Here is a 17,234-nt window from a genome sequence, read left to right on the forward strand (position 1 = left end):
CTCCCAGATGCCCTTCAAGCTCAATTGGAGGGCCTTGGCCTCGCGCGTGAAACCGCCCCCTCTGGATGCAGGCGCCGCCGTCTCGAAGAGACGCCGAAGCTGAACAGCGATCACCTCCGAGGCCGCGAATTCCTCGGCCAGGTCCTGATTTTCCTGGGAACGCCGGTCAGTCGCTCGCCGTGTGCCCACCGGCAGTTCCCCCTGCTCCGCTCTTGGACGAGGGCAATACGCAGCGTCCCGCTACCGGTTCGATGAGCAGGCCGTCGGCGGTGACCAGGATTTCCTCGGTTCGCGGGTCCGGCCTTGTCGCACCTGTGATGGCCTTCGCCAGGTCCTCCATACCCTTGGCGAACACCCCGGCGCTCGGCGTGCCGCCCTTGGCGAGGTCGGAGATCGCGCTTGCCTGGATCGGAATGAGCACGCACAAACCGTCGCGCTGGACGTCCTCGACACGGTACATGTTCCGGAACGGCCGGAAGCTCTCGACGTCGGGCGGGGCCGGCGGCACGGCAACGCCGTTGTAGACGACGTGCAGCAGCGCATTGACGAGTCGGACAACGAACGTCCGCCCTAGGCGGTCCCACAGGAATCGCAGGTACTGCTCGGTGTAGTAGTGCCGGTGACAGCGCAGGTGCTCCTCCTGCGCTGTGATCAAGGCCATGATCTTGGGATCGTCAGGCTGGGGAACCGTGTCCGCCAACAGTGCCTCCGCCATGCAGAGGAAGCCGGGAATACGACGGAACAACTCCGACATGGCGTGGTCGTCGAGCAGGGCCTTGCGGCCCGCGTCGTCCAGCCCGGTGCCCCACAGCTGCCCGACCGTCTTGGCCAACGACTTGAAAAGTTCGTACCTCCGCTTCTTGTACTCCTCCTTCTGGAAGCTCGCAGCCTCGCGGAGGGTGTAGACGGAGTGCAGGACAAGGAAGAGCTGCAAGGCGTCCGCACCGACCGCAGCGGCCGCGCGGGCAGCGGGGATCTCATCAGGTCCGCCGCCGACTACCGCAGTTGTTGTCCCGTCCTTGAACGCGCCTATCTCTCGCGGTCCCTTCGGTGTCTGCAGGACGTCCGCGATGATGTCTTCGACGTAGTTCGCGTGGTGGTACGGCTGCCATCCCGAGCGGTTGCCGAACAGGTACTCCTCGATGCTGTCCAGGGACTGCTCAAGACGCGCTTGCTGCGCCAAACGCTGTTGCCGCACGGTCCCGAGCTGCCGCACTGACTCGACGATCGAAGGCAGAGAGTCTCGCAAACCGTCATCAATCAAGTACTCGGACAGGAACTGTGCGTTGGCGGCGATGAAGGACTGAGCCGCACCCGAGGTGCCGAAGTCCAGCGGAGCCAACTCTGCGATGACAAGCGGCTGAGTCTGGTCCTGAGCTGTCGTCACTCGGAACCGCTTGCATATCTCGTAGAGATTCAGGGCGAGTGACCGGTCCTGGTAAGGATTGCGCAGAACGCGCGTGTGACGGCTCTCGACCGTCCCCTCGGTGACTCCTCGTACCTGGATCTTGGCCTGGGTGGCGATCTTCTGGCTGGACTTGACCGTTGTTTCGTGAACTTCGTTCACGGTCGAGGAGAGCGTGTTGCTGATCGTGCCCGAAGAAGTCGCGTTCGCAGAGACACCTACCCCACCCAGGGAGAAGCTGCCGTTTCCGGACACCGACCAGTTCGAGCTGCGAGCCGAGGTATGCGCGGCAGTGAGGGCCTCCTTGTCGCTTGACGTCCCCTCGGTCGCCGCCTCGACAGTCGAAGCTCGCTCCCGGCTCTCCTCGATCAACGACCGGTCGGTGCGGTGGAGTTCAACAGTGAGCACTTCACCTGGGGCGAGCGAGAGCGTGCTCGTGAGATCCCCGACCAGCACTTCCCGCAATGCCCACCGCTGGGTGAACTCGGCCTGTACGGAGACGCTGAGGCGAGCCGTGGTGCTCCAGCAGCCCAGAGCGACAGGGAATCCCGCCTCAGTCGGATCACCTGCCGATGTGATCTGCCGCTGGAAGCCCAGGTGCTGGTCAGGCCAGGCACGTTGGTCCGGGGAGGAGCATGGCGCCAGCGGTCCGACGGAGCCGTGGGGCGTCTGTGAGCCTGAGGAGGGAGAGCCCTCTCTTGGCGCGTCGGCCTGGGAGGTTGTACGCGAACTGGACGGAGAATGGGACTCTGCCATGGTTCAGACCACTCCTGTCCGACTCAGGGAGGCGGCACCAACGCGTGCTCCTATTGCAGCACCGGAACGCATCGGTCAGAAGAGGCGAGCCAACATCTGCGCCCGCCCCCATGGCCTGGTCGACGCCCTCAATCGGCTCGCCGCCACCCTGGGCGTCCCCACCCTGACCGACCTCGGCTACGAGGACATCGGCGACGGGTTCCGCCACCCGGTCAAGCAGCCCAAGGGCGGCGAACTGACCGATTCAGAGCGGACCTTCAACGCGGTGATCCGCGGCGTGCATGGCATGGCGGAGCGTGCGAACACCCTGCTGAGCGTCACCTTCAAGGCACTGCGCAGGGTCAGCCTCGATCCAGCCGCCATCACCAGCATCACCCGGGCCGCACTCGTCCTGCTCCGCCTCGAACACGGCCGCGCTTCCTGAGCAATGATCACGAACCATCACCAGGCGTTACCGAGAAGGGTTCATTGAGGTCACGGACCGCGAATTCCTCACCAAGGCTGGCCTCCACCCGAACGAGCTAAGAACCAGCGAACCCATCCTGTCTGCCGAACTTGCTGCATAGCATCCAAACGGAATCGCCGAGTGGCCGTCAGATGCACCGCTCCAGCGGACGTGATCTATGCGTCCCTGAGTGCCACTCAATACTCCTGCCGTGTGGGCGGCTCGGCGGGAAGGTAGCGTCAAGGAGGTTTGTCATGTCGGCGTTCAGTTATGCATTGTCGGAGTTCGGTGGGGGATTCCTAAACCAACTGGGGCGAGAAGCTGCCTCGGCTCTCACGGAGTGGGTCAAGAATCCAGAGAATCGGGCTACTGTCAAGAAGATCGGCATGATCGCAGCAGCGGCCACGGCGGGGCTAGTCGCCGGGGTGCTGATCGTCAGTGCCGCGACTGTTATCCCAGAAGCTGTGGTCATTTTGGTCATCGCGTAGGGTGCACCTCATTGCCGGTGCCAGCAGTACGGCAGTGAAGTACGGCGACCGTGGAAACCACAGGCGGCCATCCTGAGCCGCCGACATCACCTGTGAACATGCCTGCAGACCTCGGCGACCTTCGCGCCCGTAGCTTGCTCCACCAAGAGCTGATCTCCCGTCTAAATGCGCTTGCACTGACGAAGAGCAATCGGCGGCCCTTGCGGCACTGATCCAAGAAGCTGAGAGGCGCTGCGGGGGTTCCTCACCCAGGGAGCCGCACGGTGCAGGCGGGCCTTCGTGAGCCCGGTGGGGGTTAGACCGCTCCTGTTCCGGCTGTACATCTCTGAGGGGGTGAGGTGGCGGACGAGATTGCTCATGTGCTTGCGGACTGGGACGGGATTCTGCAGCGGGCGCACGAGGTGCTGTCGTCCAGGGCCTGTGACCGGGGCTTTGTCCGGTGGGGTTGACGACGTTGCATTAAGCGATTCGCGGTGACCTGCCAGGGCTCATGGCGGGGGTGAGGGAGGGGGTTTCGGCGATTCGGTAATGGGCGTTCAATCGGAAGAGCGAGGCCTGGACTTGGCGAGGGGCGGCAGCCCTCCCAGCAGGAAGAGGTGCCGCCCCTCGGGCTTGCCGCACGGCAGGTTCAGGTGCCCAGCCCGCCGGTGTCTTCAGTGGCGGGTGTTGTACCAGATTGCCAGGGCGATAAGGCTGCTGCCGAGAGCGGTGGCGGCACCACGGACGGCGGCGAAGAGGATGGTGGTGCCGAGGCGGCGAGTGATCCTACGAGTTCGCGTCATGGGGGCTGGTTCCTCTTCAGATAGGGCCCGGCCGGGTGCCGGTGCTCGCGTCCCATCACAGTGCGCGGCCGCGGCGAATTGAATGGTTTGCGGATCCGGGGTGGGTGTGAGCGGTTACGCTCCTGTTCGAACCGGGTTCCGGGATAGTCCGGGTCGGATCCGGGAGGGAGACAGCGCGATGGTCGGCACTCCGTTTCGACCGGTGGCTACGCAGTCCAGGGTGCTGGCCGAGTTAGCCCGGTTGTGGGATCAGGCGGCGCATCGGGCTTCGGTGACGAAAGTCCGGGTCACCCAGACTGAGTTGGCCAAGCAGTCCAGAGTGCCGATCCAGACGGTGAATTCCTGGGCGAAAGGCGCGTCCACGCCCCGCGACCTCGACCAGCTCACCGCCGTCGGACGAGTTCTGGCTGGATGGGCTGGGGAATCGGCACCCATGGCGGCCACGTGGGACGAGCTGAAGCGCGCGGACCAGGCCTCACCCCCGGCTGGCCACCGAGCGGGGACGGGTGCCAGCCGTCCGCTGGTCGAGATGACCGACACTGGGCCCGAGCGAGCCTCGGTCGCTCCAACCGATCGGCCTGCACGACGAAGTTCGGCCGCGCCTTCCGGCAAGGCAAGTCAGCAAGTCGCAGCCCAGGTTCCGCCGATAGAATTTATCGGACGCCGAGAGATCTTGGCCACGCTTCTGGCCACCCTGAGAAATCCGCGGATTCCGCTCATCACTCTTAAGGGCATGGGGGGAATCGGGAAGACAGCGCTTGCGCAGGAAGCCGCACGCACTCTGGCGGATGAAAACCTCTTCAGCAGCATCTTCTGGCGCAGCACCCAGACAGAGAGGTTCATAGGAGAGGGGGTGGTGCGCACCGAAGTTTCTGACTATTCGTTCGAAGCGCTTCTCGACGATCTGCTTCGACACTCGCAGTTGGCTTGGAGTGCTGACGCATCCACGGTAACGAAACAGCAGATCGTCAGGAATTGGCTGGCCGATAACGATAACCAAGTGCTCATCGTGCTCGACAACCTGGAAACCGTGCCAGACCGAGATGCAATGGTCGCCTCGCTGATCGATATTCTTGGCCGAGGCAAGATTCTTATCACAAGCCGTTACTCTATCCTCCGCGAGCGCGCGTTTTCCCTGGATCTTGGAGGGCTGTCGCGGCAGGACGGCATCGCCTTTCTTGCGAGCACTGCTGAGCGCCAGAACAACGCGAACCTGATGAGTGCCGACCCTGACACGCTCGCCCGCATCCGAGACGTGGCCGGCGGGGCGCCATTGGCAATGCAGCTGATTAGTGGGCAGATGGACCACCGGCCGGTGGAACAGGTCCTTCGAGTGGTCGAGGAAGCCGGATTCACTGATCTGAGTTACGCATTCTACAGCTTCCTGTTCCGGCGAATTTGGGATGAGCTGGATGGTCCGGCCCGCAAGGTGCTGGTCGCCATGCGACATTTCGAAGGAAACCCGACCGCGTCCGCGATTCAGCACACGGCAAACGTGATCGATGACGAGTTCTATCCAGCGACCGCGAGACTGGGACAGCGATCCATGCTCGCTATGACGAGAGGCCGCGAAGCGCGGTACTCGCTGCACCCGCTGACGAGGTACTTCATCAACACCGACATCGTCGCGCGATGGGAGTGAGTGGTGGCTCGCGCAGTCTTAGATGGACCTGATCGCACGTTCGATAGGGAGTGCCGCATGCGGCGTATGCAGTACCTGATGCGGGAGGTGGTAGCCAACGCTGCCGATAACGCCACATTGGAAGCAGATCGAGTCGACATTATGTCGGCGTTGGCAGTTGCGCGGGAGCGTTGTCAAGGAAGCGACCTCGAGCAATGCTGGCTCTATATACGAGCGGTGGGGGCCCTGGCCAGATTCCTGGGTTTCCGTAATGCGCTGAACGAGCGCGTCGCTTGGGGTAAGTCTGCACTAGAGGTGGCCGAACTCATCGAGGACGACTCGGCGATCGCCGAACTTTGCGCCTCAGTCATAGCGTGGCCCTTGCTCCAGCTTGGTGACTACCCTGAGGCGGAGCGCTACTGCCTGGAAGGACTCAAGGCGGCCCAGCGGTGCGGCGATTCACGTGTTGCGGCCCGGTGGGCTGGCAATGCTTCACGATCGCTCTCCGGCATCGCCCGGGACGCCGATGACGGTCCCAAAGCGCAGCATTGGGCTGAGCAGGCAGCGATATACGGCCGCCGCTGTGAGGACGAGTCGCTGATACGAGGGGCAAAGCTGGATTTCGGGTACGCGGCCCTGCTGCTGGGAAATTTCGAAGAGGCGGAGTGTCTGTTTGCCGCCTTGCTGGAAGAGGAGGAACGCGGCGGCGACGAGGAGCGTATCGGGAACCGCTCCGGCGATGCGGCGCTGGCGATCATGAACCGGGCGTTGAGGTCTGACGTTACCGCCGAGCGAACCCGACTATGCGATCTGGCCAGCGCGAATGTGGAGCGCAGCCTGCAGCTTGGTGAGAAGATCAAGCATGCCGTCCTTGTCGGCGAATGCGAGATCGCTCTGGCGACTCTGGCGCGGATCAGAGGGGATGAGGACGAGTACCGGCGATTGATGGTCAATGGCCGACGCCGCTTCGAGGAGCTCGGGATCCGCCGCAAGGGCCGCGCCGAGCAATTCGTCACATTTCCTAGCGGTTAGCAGGTTGACGGGATCACGGCTCAATCGGTTGGCCGCATGAGGAGCCCGCGCCAATACGCTGAGGCGACCGCACGCATCGCGAAGGCGGACCGCCGCGGTCGGCGACCTCACTCGATACGAGCTGCGCCCAAGCCAGTCACGGGTCAAATCGTGCCATCCCTAAGCCCTCCCCCTGGTTACTCTCCAAAAGGATCATCGCGCAGCTTGTAGCCGTGATACGCGTTCATGACTTCGACAGACGCGCGATTCGCCAGGTGGGACAAGTACAACAACTCGCGGGTGATCTCGGCTCGCCTCCGGCGTGCGGCGCGGGTAGGTGCCTCATCTGGCTCGGCCTCGTTCAACTTCTCCAGAGCTGCCAGGAGTTCTCTCGTAGTCGCCACCGCGTCGTGCAGGTCGATCCTCACGCCACCACCTCCAGGCTCTCCGGCAGTCTCGCGCATGAGCGCTGCCGAGAGAGCCTGTGTGGCGAGGCGCAGTTACGCCGACGACGAGCTCCCGGTCGCCACCAGGACACCATTGAGCGTCTCCAGGGTGTCGAGGTCGAGTTCGTCGATCCCGCCCGTGACGGCTCGGAGCATGTTGCGCTCCGCACGCTCGGCGCCGCGGACTGTCTGCTCGTGATGGGCGTACGTGTTCACGGCCTGCAGCACTCCGTAGGCAGTGTGCTGCCACGGTGCGACCCGCACATCGGTCCGCCACAGCCTCTCCAGGGCTTCGCGCTTGTGCTCGGCGAGTGTGCGGGAGCGGCCCGGCTCGTCCGCCAACGGTGCGTGAGCCTCAAGGAATTCGGCCCATTGGCGGTCGGTCACCGTTGTCGCACAGAGCCGCTTGACCTCGGCAGCGAACTCGTCCGCGATCTCGTAGACGATGTTCAGTGCCGCCCGCGCCTCACCGATCCGCAGCTTGGAGTGCCGGGAGTGCCGGATCTTGATCTGCTGGCCGGCTTCGGCGAGCCCCGCGCTCATGGTGTTGTCGCAGACGACGTTCGTCACGGCCCGTTTGAACGTGGTCGCGAGCGAGCCGTCGAAGCTCGTCGCTCCGAACAAGTGCGGTCGGAACTCCACGCCTTCGGGTGTGGTGACGTTCTCCGGCACTTCGACCGAGACCCAGGCAACGGCTCCCTGCCGGAGCAGCCCGGCCGAGCCGATGGCCAGCTCTGAGTCGAGCAGCTGGTCGATGGTGCCGATCAACCATTCCTCGTACGGGTGCGGTTCGTACCCGTCGCTGAAGATCCCCATCACGTGCTCGGTGTCACTGCGGATGAACGCCCGCCGGTCCGGTACGCAGATCAGCCCGCCAGAAGCGGGACCCTCCACGTACACGGCGCTCGGGATCGCGTCCCATCCGAAGAGCCGCCGCTTGACGTCGCCGACGGGGATTGCGCCCGGGTAGTGGTTGGGCTCGGCACTCTGCAGATCCGCTCGGTAGTGCCAGGCCGTCCCGCGCTTCTCGGTGAACCCGATCAGCGTGTTGGCGTTGAGCCAATCCAGGGTTTCTTTGGACATGAAATTCCCTCCTTCGGTGCGTGGGCTTGGAGTGGCGGGACACCTGCTGCCGCCTGACTAGTTCAGCCAGAACACAGCAGGCAGTTGCAGTCGTGAGACTCGTGTGCGCACGGTTCTGCCCCACTGCTGCACGGGCGGCCGTGATCGGCCTGGCAGGGCGCTTCTCCGTGGCACATAAGGGTGTCCTGGGAGCATGCGTTGGGGTCGTCCCCGTTGGCCGCGCAGTGCGATCGAAGCTGTTCAGCGGCCGGAGCTGTACGCGAGGTCAGGGACCCCCAACAGGCTGATGGGGCCGCAGAATTCCTCTTCCGACGCGGTCCACTCCGCGGCTGCTGGCTCCTGCTCCATGGACGCGGTGATGCCATCGGACTTGATCGACCGCAGGAATGCCCAGCGTCCTCGCGGCTGGCCGCAATCGGGCGTGACGCACAGATCCATCATGAAAGCTGGTCGCGTCGGCGAGCCAACGTCCCGGTAGCCCGTGGCCCGGAACCGCTCCTCAAAATCTCCGGCCCCCCGGTAGGTCTCGAGCATGGTGCGCACTGCCGCGTTCGGGTAGGTCCCGAACACCTCGCCGAGGACGTCCCTGTACGCATGCCAGCAGGCATACGGGCCGTGCCTACCCGATGCCGCTGTGCGTGCTCCGGGGCCGTGACTGTTCGCTGCGCGGAGCCGCGCCACGATGGCCCGGCAACCCGAAGCACGCGCACCGGACGCCACGATGACGTTCCCGTCGTAGAGGTAGTCAGACACCTCTTCGGTCAACTCATGGAAGTCGTTCAGTGGGACTCCCCGTATGTACATGACGTATTGCCCCCTTACTACTTGAGTTTGCGCCTCGCCCTAATGCGGCAAGGCGGGGCACCTGTCAACGCGCTGATCCGGTTCGTCGACTCCAGGAGTCCGGCAGGAACCCTCCACGGTTCAACCATTCGTCCAGGGCTGCGAAGTGTTCGAGGACATCGATCAGCTCTCCACTCCAGTCCTCATCCGGCCCTGCAGATACGGACTCCAGTCCGTCTACGGCCCGTCGCAATCGCTGGAGTGCGGCATTGGGATCCATCGGCGCGTTCCCTTCGTGATGCACCTGGCTACAGTTCCAGGCAATTCCGCACTGTCAGCTAAATGCGGGGATCCAATTGCCCCAATTACCGATCAGGGGAGGTCTTTTCAAAGTCTTTATGCGCTCCGCGTCGAGTCAGCCGCAAGCCCTCGAAGGGAAAGGGCTCTGGAGCGGCGAAGCTCCAAAGCCCTTTGCTTCACTGCCTCCGCTATGCGGCTTCCCCCACCCGCAGACTGCGGTAGACAAGTTCGTCGCGCACCGCGTCAAGCTGGCACTTGAGGTCCCGCCACTCCTTAAGGGCAGCGTCCTTGGTGCGCTGAACCTTCGACGACGAATGCCGGGGCCCGCCATGCAAGGCTCGAGCCGCCTTGCTGATCACGCCGGCGCGACCCAAGTCATCTGCTTGGCACGCCAGCTGGAGAAACAGTCGAAGCGTCGGATACTCGCGCCCACCCGCCCATGCGACGTGGAAGATGGCCGCACAGTTCGTCGCCAGATAGGGCGCAGTGGCGAGGATCGGTGCCACTTCCGCGTGCTGAATCCCGCGCATCACTTGACGTCCGGGCGCAGCATCGACGTCGTCAGGCCCGAGGTCGAGTCGGTACCCGTTGCTCGCCGCCGCGTCCCGCACTGCCCAGTACTGGATCCTCATGCGAGAGACGACGATCGTTGCCCCGTCCCTACGGACGTACTGCCACGCAGCCACATCCCGGGAGGACACCCAAACTGCGGCCGGCTCGCAGTTGGTGGAGATCTCTCCAAGCCGCTTTGCGAACAACAGGATTGCGTCCTGCGTGACGTCGTCACTCACGTCGTCCGTGCCATGCGGAGCGTGGCCCTCGCGGGCAACGGTCGCGCTACCGTCCATCCGCTTCCGTGAGCGCGTGGCGTCTACCGCACGACAGTACGCTCGCGCCACGCGTCGAATTTCGAGAAAGTCATCCGTAGTCACCTGTGCCATCTGATCGGCGGTGACTCCTAATGCCGAATTGCCCACGATCGTGCCCCGATCGCTCGCGACGCGCGCCCTCTGCGCTGCGCCTCGACAATTCAATTGTCCCGCAATTCCGGAACTTGGCAAGGGAGTTGACCGTATCTCGCCAGTCGAATTTGGTAAATCAATACCCGGCGCGGGAGGGGTGGAATTTGACCTAACTGCCGAGCTTCAGTAATTCGCAATCCCGGTGAATGGGAATTGGATTCAAACTCAAAACGGAGAGTGGGAATTGAGGTCTGGAATATCTCGGAACAGAGAGCCCCTACATGCGACAAACAGGAAGCCCTGGCAGCTGACCCCTCCTACTCGGATACCGCTCCCGCGGGAGTGAGTTGCAAACCGCGCAAGAAGGGCCTCCACCCCGTCGAGCAGCACCATTGGTCAGCCTTGGGGCTACCTCTCTAACAGGCAGGGTAGTTGGCGGGCCTCATGGTAGGGAGAAAGGAAGGGGTGTTCACCTCCCCGAGCGGCTACCAGCCGTGCAGTGTCAGTCCGCTGGCGCCTGACAGGCAGCGGTGGAGGCCGGCGGCTGGGTATTCGATGATGTCGTCCGGGAGGTCATGCACGTCGAACCACCGCAGGTCGAGACACTTGCCCGGCTCACGATTGACGGCCTCACCGGTCCACTCCGTGGCGAGGAAGAAGAAACCGACACGGTCGCCTTCCGCCTGGCGGTGGTGGACGACGTGAGCCATCCGCAGATGCGCGGGGTCCACGATGACACCGGTTTCTTCGAGGAGTTCGCGGGCGGCCCCGACCGGTAGCGGCTCGTCGGAATCGAGCTTCCCGGACGGCAGGTGCCAACGGCCGTTCCCGTAAGGGCCGCCGCGTTGGGACATCAGGATCTTGTCGCCGCTGCGCAAGATCACGTGTGTGTCGAGGATGGGGCGATTCGTCATCTGTTCACCGTGAGCGGGTCGGGGTCACTGGGACCGACGCTACCGGGGCGGCGGGTGAGAGATACGGCGATCTGTGCGGCTGACTCCGATGGGGTGGTGTTGCCGGTGTCGAGGGCGAGGAGGGGCACGTTCATGGCGCGCAGCGTCTGGGTGGCCCTCTCGTACAGAGCGAGTTCGCGGGCTGGGCTGTCGGGGTCGCGCTCGAAGCGGTGATGCGCTCCGCGTTCTGCGAGCCGAGCGGCGATCACGGGTGGCTCGGCGGTGAGGACGACCGCCAGGTCGGGCAGCGTGATGCCGTCGTTGAGCGCTAGGAGGAACGGCTCCGGTACCTCGTCGAGCCGCTGTACGACGAGGGTCGAGGCGAGGTAGCGGTCGCATACGACGGTATCGCCGGCGGCGAGCCGGGGGCGTATCTCGTTCTCGAGGTGGTCGTAGCGGTCTGCGGCGACGAGGCAGGCTAGGGCGTATCCGGTGATCTCGTCGGCATGGGTGCGGGTGAACGCCCCGATGGGGCGGTTGGACGGCTCGCGTGTGGCGTGCACACGATGGCCGCGCCCGCATAGGTAGTCGGTGAGGGTGGTGACGAGGGTGGACTTGCCGACACCGCCTGGACCGTCCACGGTGACAAAGGTGCCGGGGCGCCGATTCATGCCGCGATTCCCTTCGTCCTGCGGTCGTGCTGTTCGCGGGAGAGAGCGGCGAGGTGGGCGCGTATCTCGTATAAGGGGGTCTGGGCGAAGGGGATGTCCACGGAGAAGTTGAACTCGTCCCTGCCGCGCATGGCCTCGTCCGCGCCGTGCTCGGTCAGGTCGACGTCGCCGTACGCGAGCATCTGCGCGGGGCCGTGGCCGACTTCGACCAGACGGGACCAGATCGGCGTACCGGGGTAGGGCCGGAACTCGAACACCGACGCGCGGAAGGTGCCGGGTAGTTGGTCGGACAGCGCCCAAAGAGCGTGGATGTGCTGGACGGTGGCGTCGAGGTCTTCGCGCTGCTCGCCGGGGTAGCCGAGGATGAAGTACCCCTTCACGTCGATGCCACGTTCCAGGAGCCGTCGGGATACGGAGGAGGTCATCTCGGCCGTGATCCGTTTGTCCATCGCCTTGAGCACACGGTCACTGCCCGACTCGATCCCTAAGGCGACCTCGCGCAGTCCGTTCACGGCGAGGATGCTGAGCAGGGTGTCCTCGGCGCGGTGGAGGACGTTGATGCGGCCGGTGGCGTCCCACATGTACCGATCGCCGATGTTGTGGGCGGTGAAGGCTGTCATCGAGTCGCGGATGATGCGGTCCGCGCCGAGGAAGAGGTCGTCCACGAACCGGAACGCCGTTGCGCCGTAGGCGGCATGAAGGTTCTCGAGTTCGTCGATGATCCCTTCCGGTGCGCGGGTCCGGATCTTGATGTCCGGGTTGGCGGACACCGCGGCGCCGCAGAAACCACAGTCGTACGGGCAGCCGCGTGATCCGACGATGTTGGCTTCGGTGCGGCCGTCGTCGGCGCGGTAGGGATCCTGGGGCAGGAACGCACGGTCGACCAGCGGCAAGGCGTTGATGTCGGGAGCGGTCCACCGCAGGCGGTCTCCGCCGCGTGCCAGGCCCATCGCGTTCGTGCCAAGGAGCCGGTCCCGCCACATTACGTCGGGAAGCTCGGTGCGGCGCTGTTCGTCGTCGAGGAGGGCGGCGACGCGGGTCTCGCCCTCACCCAAGACCAGGGCGTGCAGCCGCGTCATGCGGGGGTCGGCGAGCACGGTAGCGGGCATGGCCTTGGCGTGGTGGCCGCCGACCATGAGGCGGATGTCCTCGTCGAGTTCGGCCGCGATGCACGCGGATAACTCGTAGGTGGGGGCGAGGAGGTTCATGCCCACCCACCGAGGGCGGGCGCTGTTGATGGCGGTGACGGTCTGTGCGAGGCCTAGGCCGTGTGCTTCGGCGTCGAGGACGCCGACGTTGAACCCTTGCTGTGCGGCGTAGGTGGCGATGTACGCCATGCCGAGGACGGGCAGTGTGTAGTCGTTGACGCGGGGCCGCTGGTCATAGTCGCGCAGTGGTGCGTTGACGAATAGGGCGTCCAGTGCGCGGGAGTGGTCCGCTCCATGGATGAGTTCAGCGGTCGTGCCGGGCTGCGCCTCCGTCGTGCTCTGTGCGGGCATGGCTCCCCCAAGTGAGAGTGAACAGGGTCAGTGCGTGCAGTTGCGGGCGGTTGGGCGCCCATCGGCGCCACTGGGCTTCGAAGTCGCGTTCGGCTTCGGGCAGAGGCAGGGGCACGGTGGAGGTCGCGGCGCGCGCCCAGGTGCGGACCGCGAGGTCTCCGTGCGGGTAGACCGAGAAGTCGCCGGTGTAGTCGGCGGCGGCGGCCGACGCCGTCCACGGGCCGATGCGCGGTACCTCGTCGAGGGCCTTGACGAGTTCGTCGGGGCTCATGGCGGCCCACCGCTCGTGGTTGTCCTGGTAGGCGGCCGCGGCGGCTTGCAGTGCGGTCCGGTGGAACTTCGCGCCAGCCTCCGCGAATGCCTCGTCCGATAGACGCAACACCGCCTCGGGGTCGGGGGCAATAGCCATCGGACCGGCCGGGGTGTCGAAGGTCTGGCCGTGCTCTGCGCACCATCGCCGGTAGACCTTGCGCGCCTGGGCAGCGCGGACGACCTGGCGCAGGATCGCCGTGGTGATGGCGTCCCAGAGTGAGGGGTTGCTGAGGCGGGCGGTCGTGCCGAGTGCCACGAGAGGACGCAGGAGCGGTTCGGGGGCGTTGCCGTGGGGGAGTTGTGCGGTAGGCGTGTGAGACAGCTCAGGCGGTGCCTCGGCGTCAGCGCCCACGGGGCGAAGGGCGAGCGTGATGCCGTCCCAGTGTGCGAACCAGGTGACGCCGTCGTGCCGGAGGACTCGCGTAGGCAGCCCTTTGGCGTCGGTCATCCATGCGGGGTGGTCTGTGGTCAGGGTCGTATTCAAGAGTTCGTCTCCACTCGTGGGATCGGCGCGACGGGCGAGGCGCCTGCGCTCGGACCCTTTCTAACGAGGCGGACGGGTCTGATGTCGGCGGACTGCCTCACGTACCGGTGTGGACCCACACGCCGATCGAGATGGACAGCACCGCGACTCCGAGCAGCAGGATCTGGAGGATCACCTCCGTGCGCCGCTTCACGAGGCCGTCAGGCATTCCTCGGCGTAGGCGGCTGCGCCCGCCTCGGTGTAGCCGAAGCTGCGCCCTCGCTCGAAAGGATCACGCTCGGGCCCTGGGCTGCCCCAGCGCACGGTCTGCGAGTGGTCAGGAGGGCCGAGGGGGTGTGCCTTGCGCAGGTTGGGAAAGCCGGGGCGTTCGTCGAGTCTGATCAGCGCCGTCAGTGCCTCCTCCCAGTTGGCGAGGGTGAGTTCGCCGGCCCTTCGGCTGCCGCCGACCGGCACGGCGAGTCGCGTGCTCCGGTGCTCTCCGTTGCTAGCGGCTCCGGTCGACACGATGACCGCCCTGTCGAGGAGGCCGGGGTCTTCCAGGCGTTCGCGCATCCGCTCTCGGTCGTCTTTGTGGCTCTGGCTCATCTCTGCTCCGGTGTGCGGGCTGGGGTTAGCGTCGGACGGGCAGGGAGGTCGGGGTCATGTCGGGGAGCATCAAGGGCTGCCTCGGAGTTCAGGACGGGAAGGGCCGTTATCTGGTGGCTTGGGAGATCGATGGCCGCTTCCACCGTGGTGCCGCCGCCGTCGGTCTCGCGCTGATGCCAGCGGCTTGCCAGGGCAGCGACGATCCGTAGGCCCCGGCCGTGCTCGGCATTAGCGGCGACATCTTGCGGGCGGAGCTGGCGGTGAGGGCCGCGGTCGCCCACGCTCACGACGGCTTCGTCGTCGGTGAGCCTGACCCCGAGAGTGATTTCCGGACTGCGCGTGTACGTCACCGCGTTGGTGGCGAGCTCGCTCACGATCAGCCGCATGTCCGCGCGTACGGCCTCGGCGACACCCCAGTCCGCGAGCGTGTCACCGACGAACGAGCGGGCCTTGCCCGGTGTGCGCTCGGAGTGCCCCGACAAGCGGAGTTCCGTCGAGCGTTCGGAGGGCTCATTGTGGCCGCCTTGGCGGGCACCACTACCGCATCGCGGTACGGGGACTGACCGGGCAGTAGGTGGCTCAGCAGCCGCGCGGCTTCTCGGAGTGGATGCCTGGGGGCTCATGCCGTCGCCCCCGCAGAGCCCGGCACGGCACGTTCGTACCGTCCGGCCTGGGGATACATGGCGAACACGGATACCTCCAGCAGCCACGCCCGCAGCGCGGCGCGGTCACCGGGATGCCAGGCAACCTCTTGCTCGGCGGGAGCGATGAGCCCGTTGGCTTCGCCACGGGACAGGGCGCGCTCAGCCGTCAGCCAGCCGGTGCGGAGGCTGCGCGGCGCGTCGGGCGGAGCGAGGTCGTAGAGCTCGTGTACGACCGTCCAGCAGTGGGGCGCTGCGACGGCGAAGTGATGGAGGACGTCCAGCGCCCGGATCGCGATCTGGTAGTCCACATTGCTGCTGTAGAGCACCACGTGAGGGTGAGGGGAGACCGTGCCGAAGGTCTCCCAGCCGGGCTCGGCGGGCGTGGTGGTGGAGGCGTCGTGCATGGCCCTCAGCTCCTGAGCGCTTGAAGTAGAAGCAGCTTGGCGGTGAACATTGAGGCGATCGCGGTGGCTTGGGCCCGCGGCGAGTTCGCTGATCTCCCCCCCACGCGGTGAAGCGCGAGCACAACGTCGCGCCTTTCGGCAGCGACACGCGCGCCGGTTCAGGCATGGAGCCGACCGGCCATCCAGGCCAAGTGGCCCGCTGATCCGTGCCCTGCCGCTCAGGTCCGGCGCCTCTGGTCATGACCTCGAGGAAACCGGAAGTGTCCTGTTGGGCATCAGGACGGAACTGGGGCAGTTACTCGCAGGCAACCGGACAGTTTTACCCGGATGGGGGCGGAGGTAGGTCTACCGTCGAGACACGTGGGCGCACGGTGGGGGACAGTCATGGCAAGGCAGAGGAACACCAAGCTCGAGGCCCTGTTAGTGGAGTTCGGCTACACCCACCAGCAACTCGCCGACGAGGTGAACCACGCCGCGCAGGTCGTGGTCGGCAAGCCCAGCAACTGCACCGACCGCCACGTGCGGCGCTGGATCGCGGGCGACGTGCAGTGGCCCTGGTCCCGCTATCTTCTGCCTCTGCAAGACATCTTCGGCCGCAGCCCGGAGGCCATGGGGTTCATCCCGCGCAAGTCCTCACGCGTACCGGCCCCGCCTCGGCGTCCGGCGCCCGTGAAGGAGGAACGCCCCGTGAGACGCAGGGAGTTCATCGCCGTCGGCCTGGCCGCGGCCCTCGGCCTCGACGCCATTCCCAGTGCCGGCCGCCTGGGCACGGCAGATGTCGAGCGGATCCGTGGCATCGTTCCTGCCCTGTACAACCACGATCACGCGCTCGGCGGAGGCGCACTGCACGCGGTCGCCGAGCAAGCCCTGCGCAGCGTCCACTACGCGCTCAACCACTGCACTTACGGATCGCGTGTCGAGCGCGCCCTGTACGCGGCGACTGGAGACCTCGCCGCGTCGGCAGGATGGTTCGCGTACGACGCCGGTCTACAGGAGGACGCAACAAGTTTGTACAGCGAGGCTCTGCAAGCGGGCATGCTCTCCGGCGACGGCATGCTGCAGGCCCGCGTCTGGTCCAACCTCGCCATGCAGGCGCGTCTGATGGATCGGGACCAGGAGGCACTGAGGATCGGAAGGGCTGCGGTGGAGACCCGGCAGGCGAAGCAGGACCCGTGGTTGATGTCGTTGTTGCACTGCCGCCAGGCAGTTGGCCACGCCAGGGTCGGCGAGCGGACACGTGCCGAGCGCTCCCTGGCACGGGCTGAGAGCGCCTACGATCGCGCGCACGGCGAGCCCGCTGCCTGGCTGTCGTTCCTCACACCGGCGGAACTCACCGGACTGGCCGGGGCTGCGCATCAGGCGCTGGGCCGGTACGGGCGGGCGCAGCAGCTCACAACGTCCGCGCTGGGCATGCTCGAGCCGCGCTTCGAGCGCAACCGGGTCTACTACACCGTGCAGCGCGCCCAAGCCCTCTTGGACGGGGGAGAAGTTGAGGAGGCTGCAGCCGAGGCCGGGCGCGCGGTGGCGATAGGCAAGCGGGTGCAGAGCGAGCGGGTACAGGGCAAGCTCGACGGGCTCCGTCAGCAGATGCGCCGTCACCCCCACGTGCCCGCGGCCGCTGACTTCCTGGAGCAGACACGACGGACGGGACCGTGAACAT

Annotated in this window: 17 protein-coding genes and 1 pseudogene; 5 read left to right on the forward strand and 13 right to left on the reverse strand. The window is 65.7% G+C overall.

Annotated elements, in window-relative coordinates:
• Positions 1-166 precede the first annotated feature (166 nt).
• On the reverse strand, positions 167-1,870 hold the full coding sequence (locus tag AB0G47_RS34710; RefSeq protein ID WP_360778104.1) for a hypothetical protein: 1,704 nt from the start codon (positions 1,868-1,870) through the stop codon (positions 167-169).
• A 388-nt stretch (positions 1,871-2,258) separates the two neighbouring features.
• On the opposite strand from AB0G47_RS34710, the pseudogene AB0G47_RS34715 reads away from it, so the two are divergent.
• Positions 2,259-2,585 (forward strand): annotated as a pseudogene (locus tag AB0G47_RS34715) (transposase family protein); the annotation flags it as partial.
• Between the two features lie 275 nt (positions 2,586-2,860).
• Positions 2,861-3,094: a hypothetical protein gene (locus tag AB0G47_RS34720; protein WP_360778105.1), complete on the forward strand. Its 234-nt coding sequence runs from the start codon at positions 2,861-2,863 to the stop codon at positions 3,092-3,094.
• A 653-nt stretch (positions 3,095-3,747) separates the two neighbouring features.
• Here the strand turns inward: AB0G47_RS34720 and AB0G47_RS34725 are convergent.
• Complete coding sequence (locus AB0G47_RS34725) at positions 3,748-3,876, reverse strand: hypothetical protein (RefSeq protein ID WP_360778107.1); 129 nt, start codon at positions 3,874-3,876, stop codon at positions 3,748-3,750.
• 178 nt (positions 3,877-4,054) lie between these two features.
• Here AB0G47_RS34725 and AB0G47_RS34730 point away from each other — a divergent pair, with 178 nt between their 5' ends.
• The gene (locus AB0G47_RS34730; protein ID WP_360778109.1) at positions 4,055-5,518 is read left to right on the forward strand and encodes an NB-ARC domain-containing protein; all 1,464 of its coding nucleotides are present in this window, start codon (positions 4,055-4,057) and stop codon (positions 5,516-5,518) included.
• A 57-nt stretch (positions 5,519-5,575) separates the two neighbouring features.
• Complete coding sequence (locus tag AB0G47_RS34735) at positions 5,576-6,529, forward strand: hypothetical protein (RefSeq protein WP_360778111.1); 954 nt, start codon at positions 5,576-5,578, stop codon at positions 6,527-6,529.
• Between the two features lie 176 nt (positions 6,530-6,705).
• Here AB0G47_RS34735 and AB0G47_RS34740 read toward each other — a convergent pair whose 3' ends face one another.
• The 11 genes from AB0G47_RS34740 to AB0G47_RS34790 form a co-directional block, all read right to left on the reverse strand.
• On the reverse strand, positions 6,706-6,936 hold the full coding sequence (locus tag AB0G47_RS34740) for a hypothetical protein (protein ID WP_360778112.1): 231 nt from the start codon (positions 6,934-6,936) through the stop codon (positions 6,706-6,708).
• Positions 6,937-7,008: 72 nt separating this feature from the next.
• Positions 7,009-8,037 carry a DUF932 domain-containing protein gene (locus tag AB0G47_RS34745; protein WP_360778114.1) on the reverse strand — a complete coding sequence of 343 codons (1,029 nt, stop codon included), beginning with the start codon at positions 8,035-8,037 and terminating at the stop codon, positions 7,009-7,011.
• A gap of 240 nt (positions 8,038-8,277) precedes the next feature.
• Positions 8,278-8,571: a hypothetical protein gene (locus AB0G47_RS34750; RefSeq protein ID WP_360778116.1), complete on the reverse strand. Its 294-nt coding sequence runs from the start codon at positions 8,569-8,571 to the stop codon at positions 8,278-8,280.
• Positions 8,572-9,308: 737 nt separating this feature from the next.
• A complete protein-coding gene (locus tag AB0G47_RS34755; RefSeq protein WP_360778118.1) occupies positions 9,309-9,911 on the reverse strand; it encodes a hypothetical protein in 603 nt (200 codons plus the stop codon).
• Between the two features lie 656 nt (positions 9,912-10,567).
• Positions 10,568-10,996 (reverse strand): NUDIX domain-containing protein, encoded by a 429-nt coding sequence (locus tag AB0G47_RS34760; protein WP_360778119.1) that lies wholly within the window; start codon positions 10,994-10,996, stop codon positions 10,568-10,570.
• Positions 10,993-11,646, reverse strand: coding sequence for a dTMP kinase (locus AB0G47_RS34765; RefSeq protein WP_360778121.1), 654 nt, complete (start codon positions 11,644-11,646; stop codon positions 10,993-10,995). The genes AB0G47_RS34760 and AB0G47_RS34765 overlap by 4 nt, the downstream gene beginning before the upstream one ends.
• A complete protein-coding gene (locus tag AB0G47_RS34770; protein WP_360778123.1) occupies positions 11,643-13,145 on the reverse strand; it encodes a radical SAM protein in 1,503 nt (500 codons plus the stop codon). The genes AB0G47_RS34765 and AB0G47_RS34770 overlap by 4 nt, the downstream gene beginning before the upstream one ends.
• Positions 13,099-13,905 carry a hypothetical protein gene (locus AB0G47_RS34775; RefSeq protein WP_360778125.1) on the reverse strand — a complete coding sequence of 269 codons (807 nt, stop codon included), beginning with the start codon at positions 13,903-13,905 and terminating at the stop codon, positions 13,099-13,101. The genes AB0G47_RS34770 and AB0G47_RS34775 overlap by 47 nt, the downstream gene beginning before the upstream one ends.
• A gap of 225 nt (positions 13,906-14,130) precedes the next feature.
• Positions 14,131-14,526 (reverse strand): DUF6302 family protein, encoded by a 396-nt coding sequence (locus AB0G47_RS34780; RefSeq protein WP_360778127.1) that lies wholly within the window; start codon positions 14,524-14,526, stop codon positions 14,131-14,133.
• Complete coding sequence (locus AB0G47_RS34785; protein ID WP_360778129.1) at positions 14,523-15,008, reverse strand: ATP-binding protein; 486 nt, start codon at positions 15,006-15,008, stop codon at positions 14,523-14,525. The genes AB0G47_RS34780 and AB0G47_RS34785 overlap by 4 nt, the downstream gene beginning before the upstream one ends.
• 137 nt (positions 15,009-15,145) lie before the next feature.
• Entirely contained in the window at positions 15,146-15,574 is a 429-nt protein-coding gene (locus AB0G47_RS34790) for a hypothetical protein (protein ID WP_360778131.1), read from the reverse strand.
• Positions 15,575-15,958: 384 nt separating this feature from the next.
• On the opposite strand from AB0G47_RS34790, the gene AB0G47_RS34795 reads away from it, so the two are divergent.
• A complete protein-coding gene (locus AB0G47_RS34795) occupies positions 15,959-17,230 on the forward strand; it encodes a transcriptional regulator (protein WP_360778133.1) in 1,272 nt (423 codons plus the stop codon).
• The last annotated feature ends 4 nt before the right edge of the window (positions 17,231-17,234 follow it).

Source organism: Streptomyces sp. NPDC021622 (assembly GCF_040640795.1).
Taxonomy (GTDB): Bacteria; Actinomycetota; Actinomycetes; order Streptomycetales; family Streptomycetaceae; genus Streptomyces.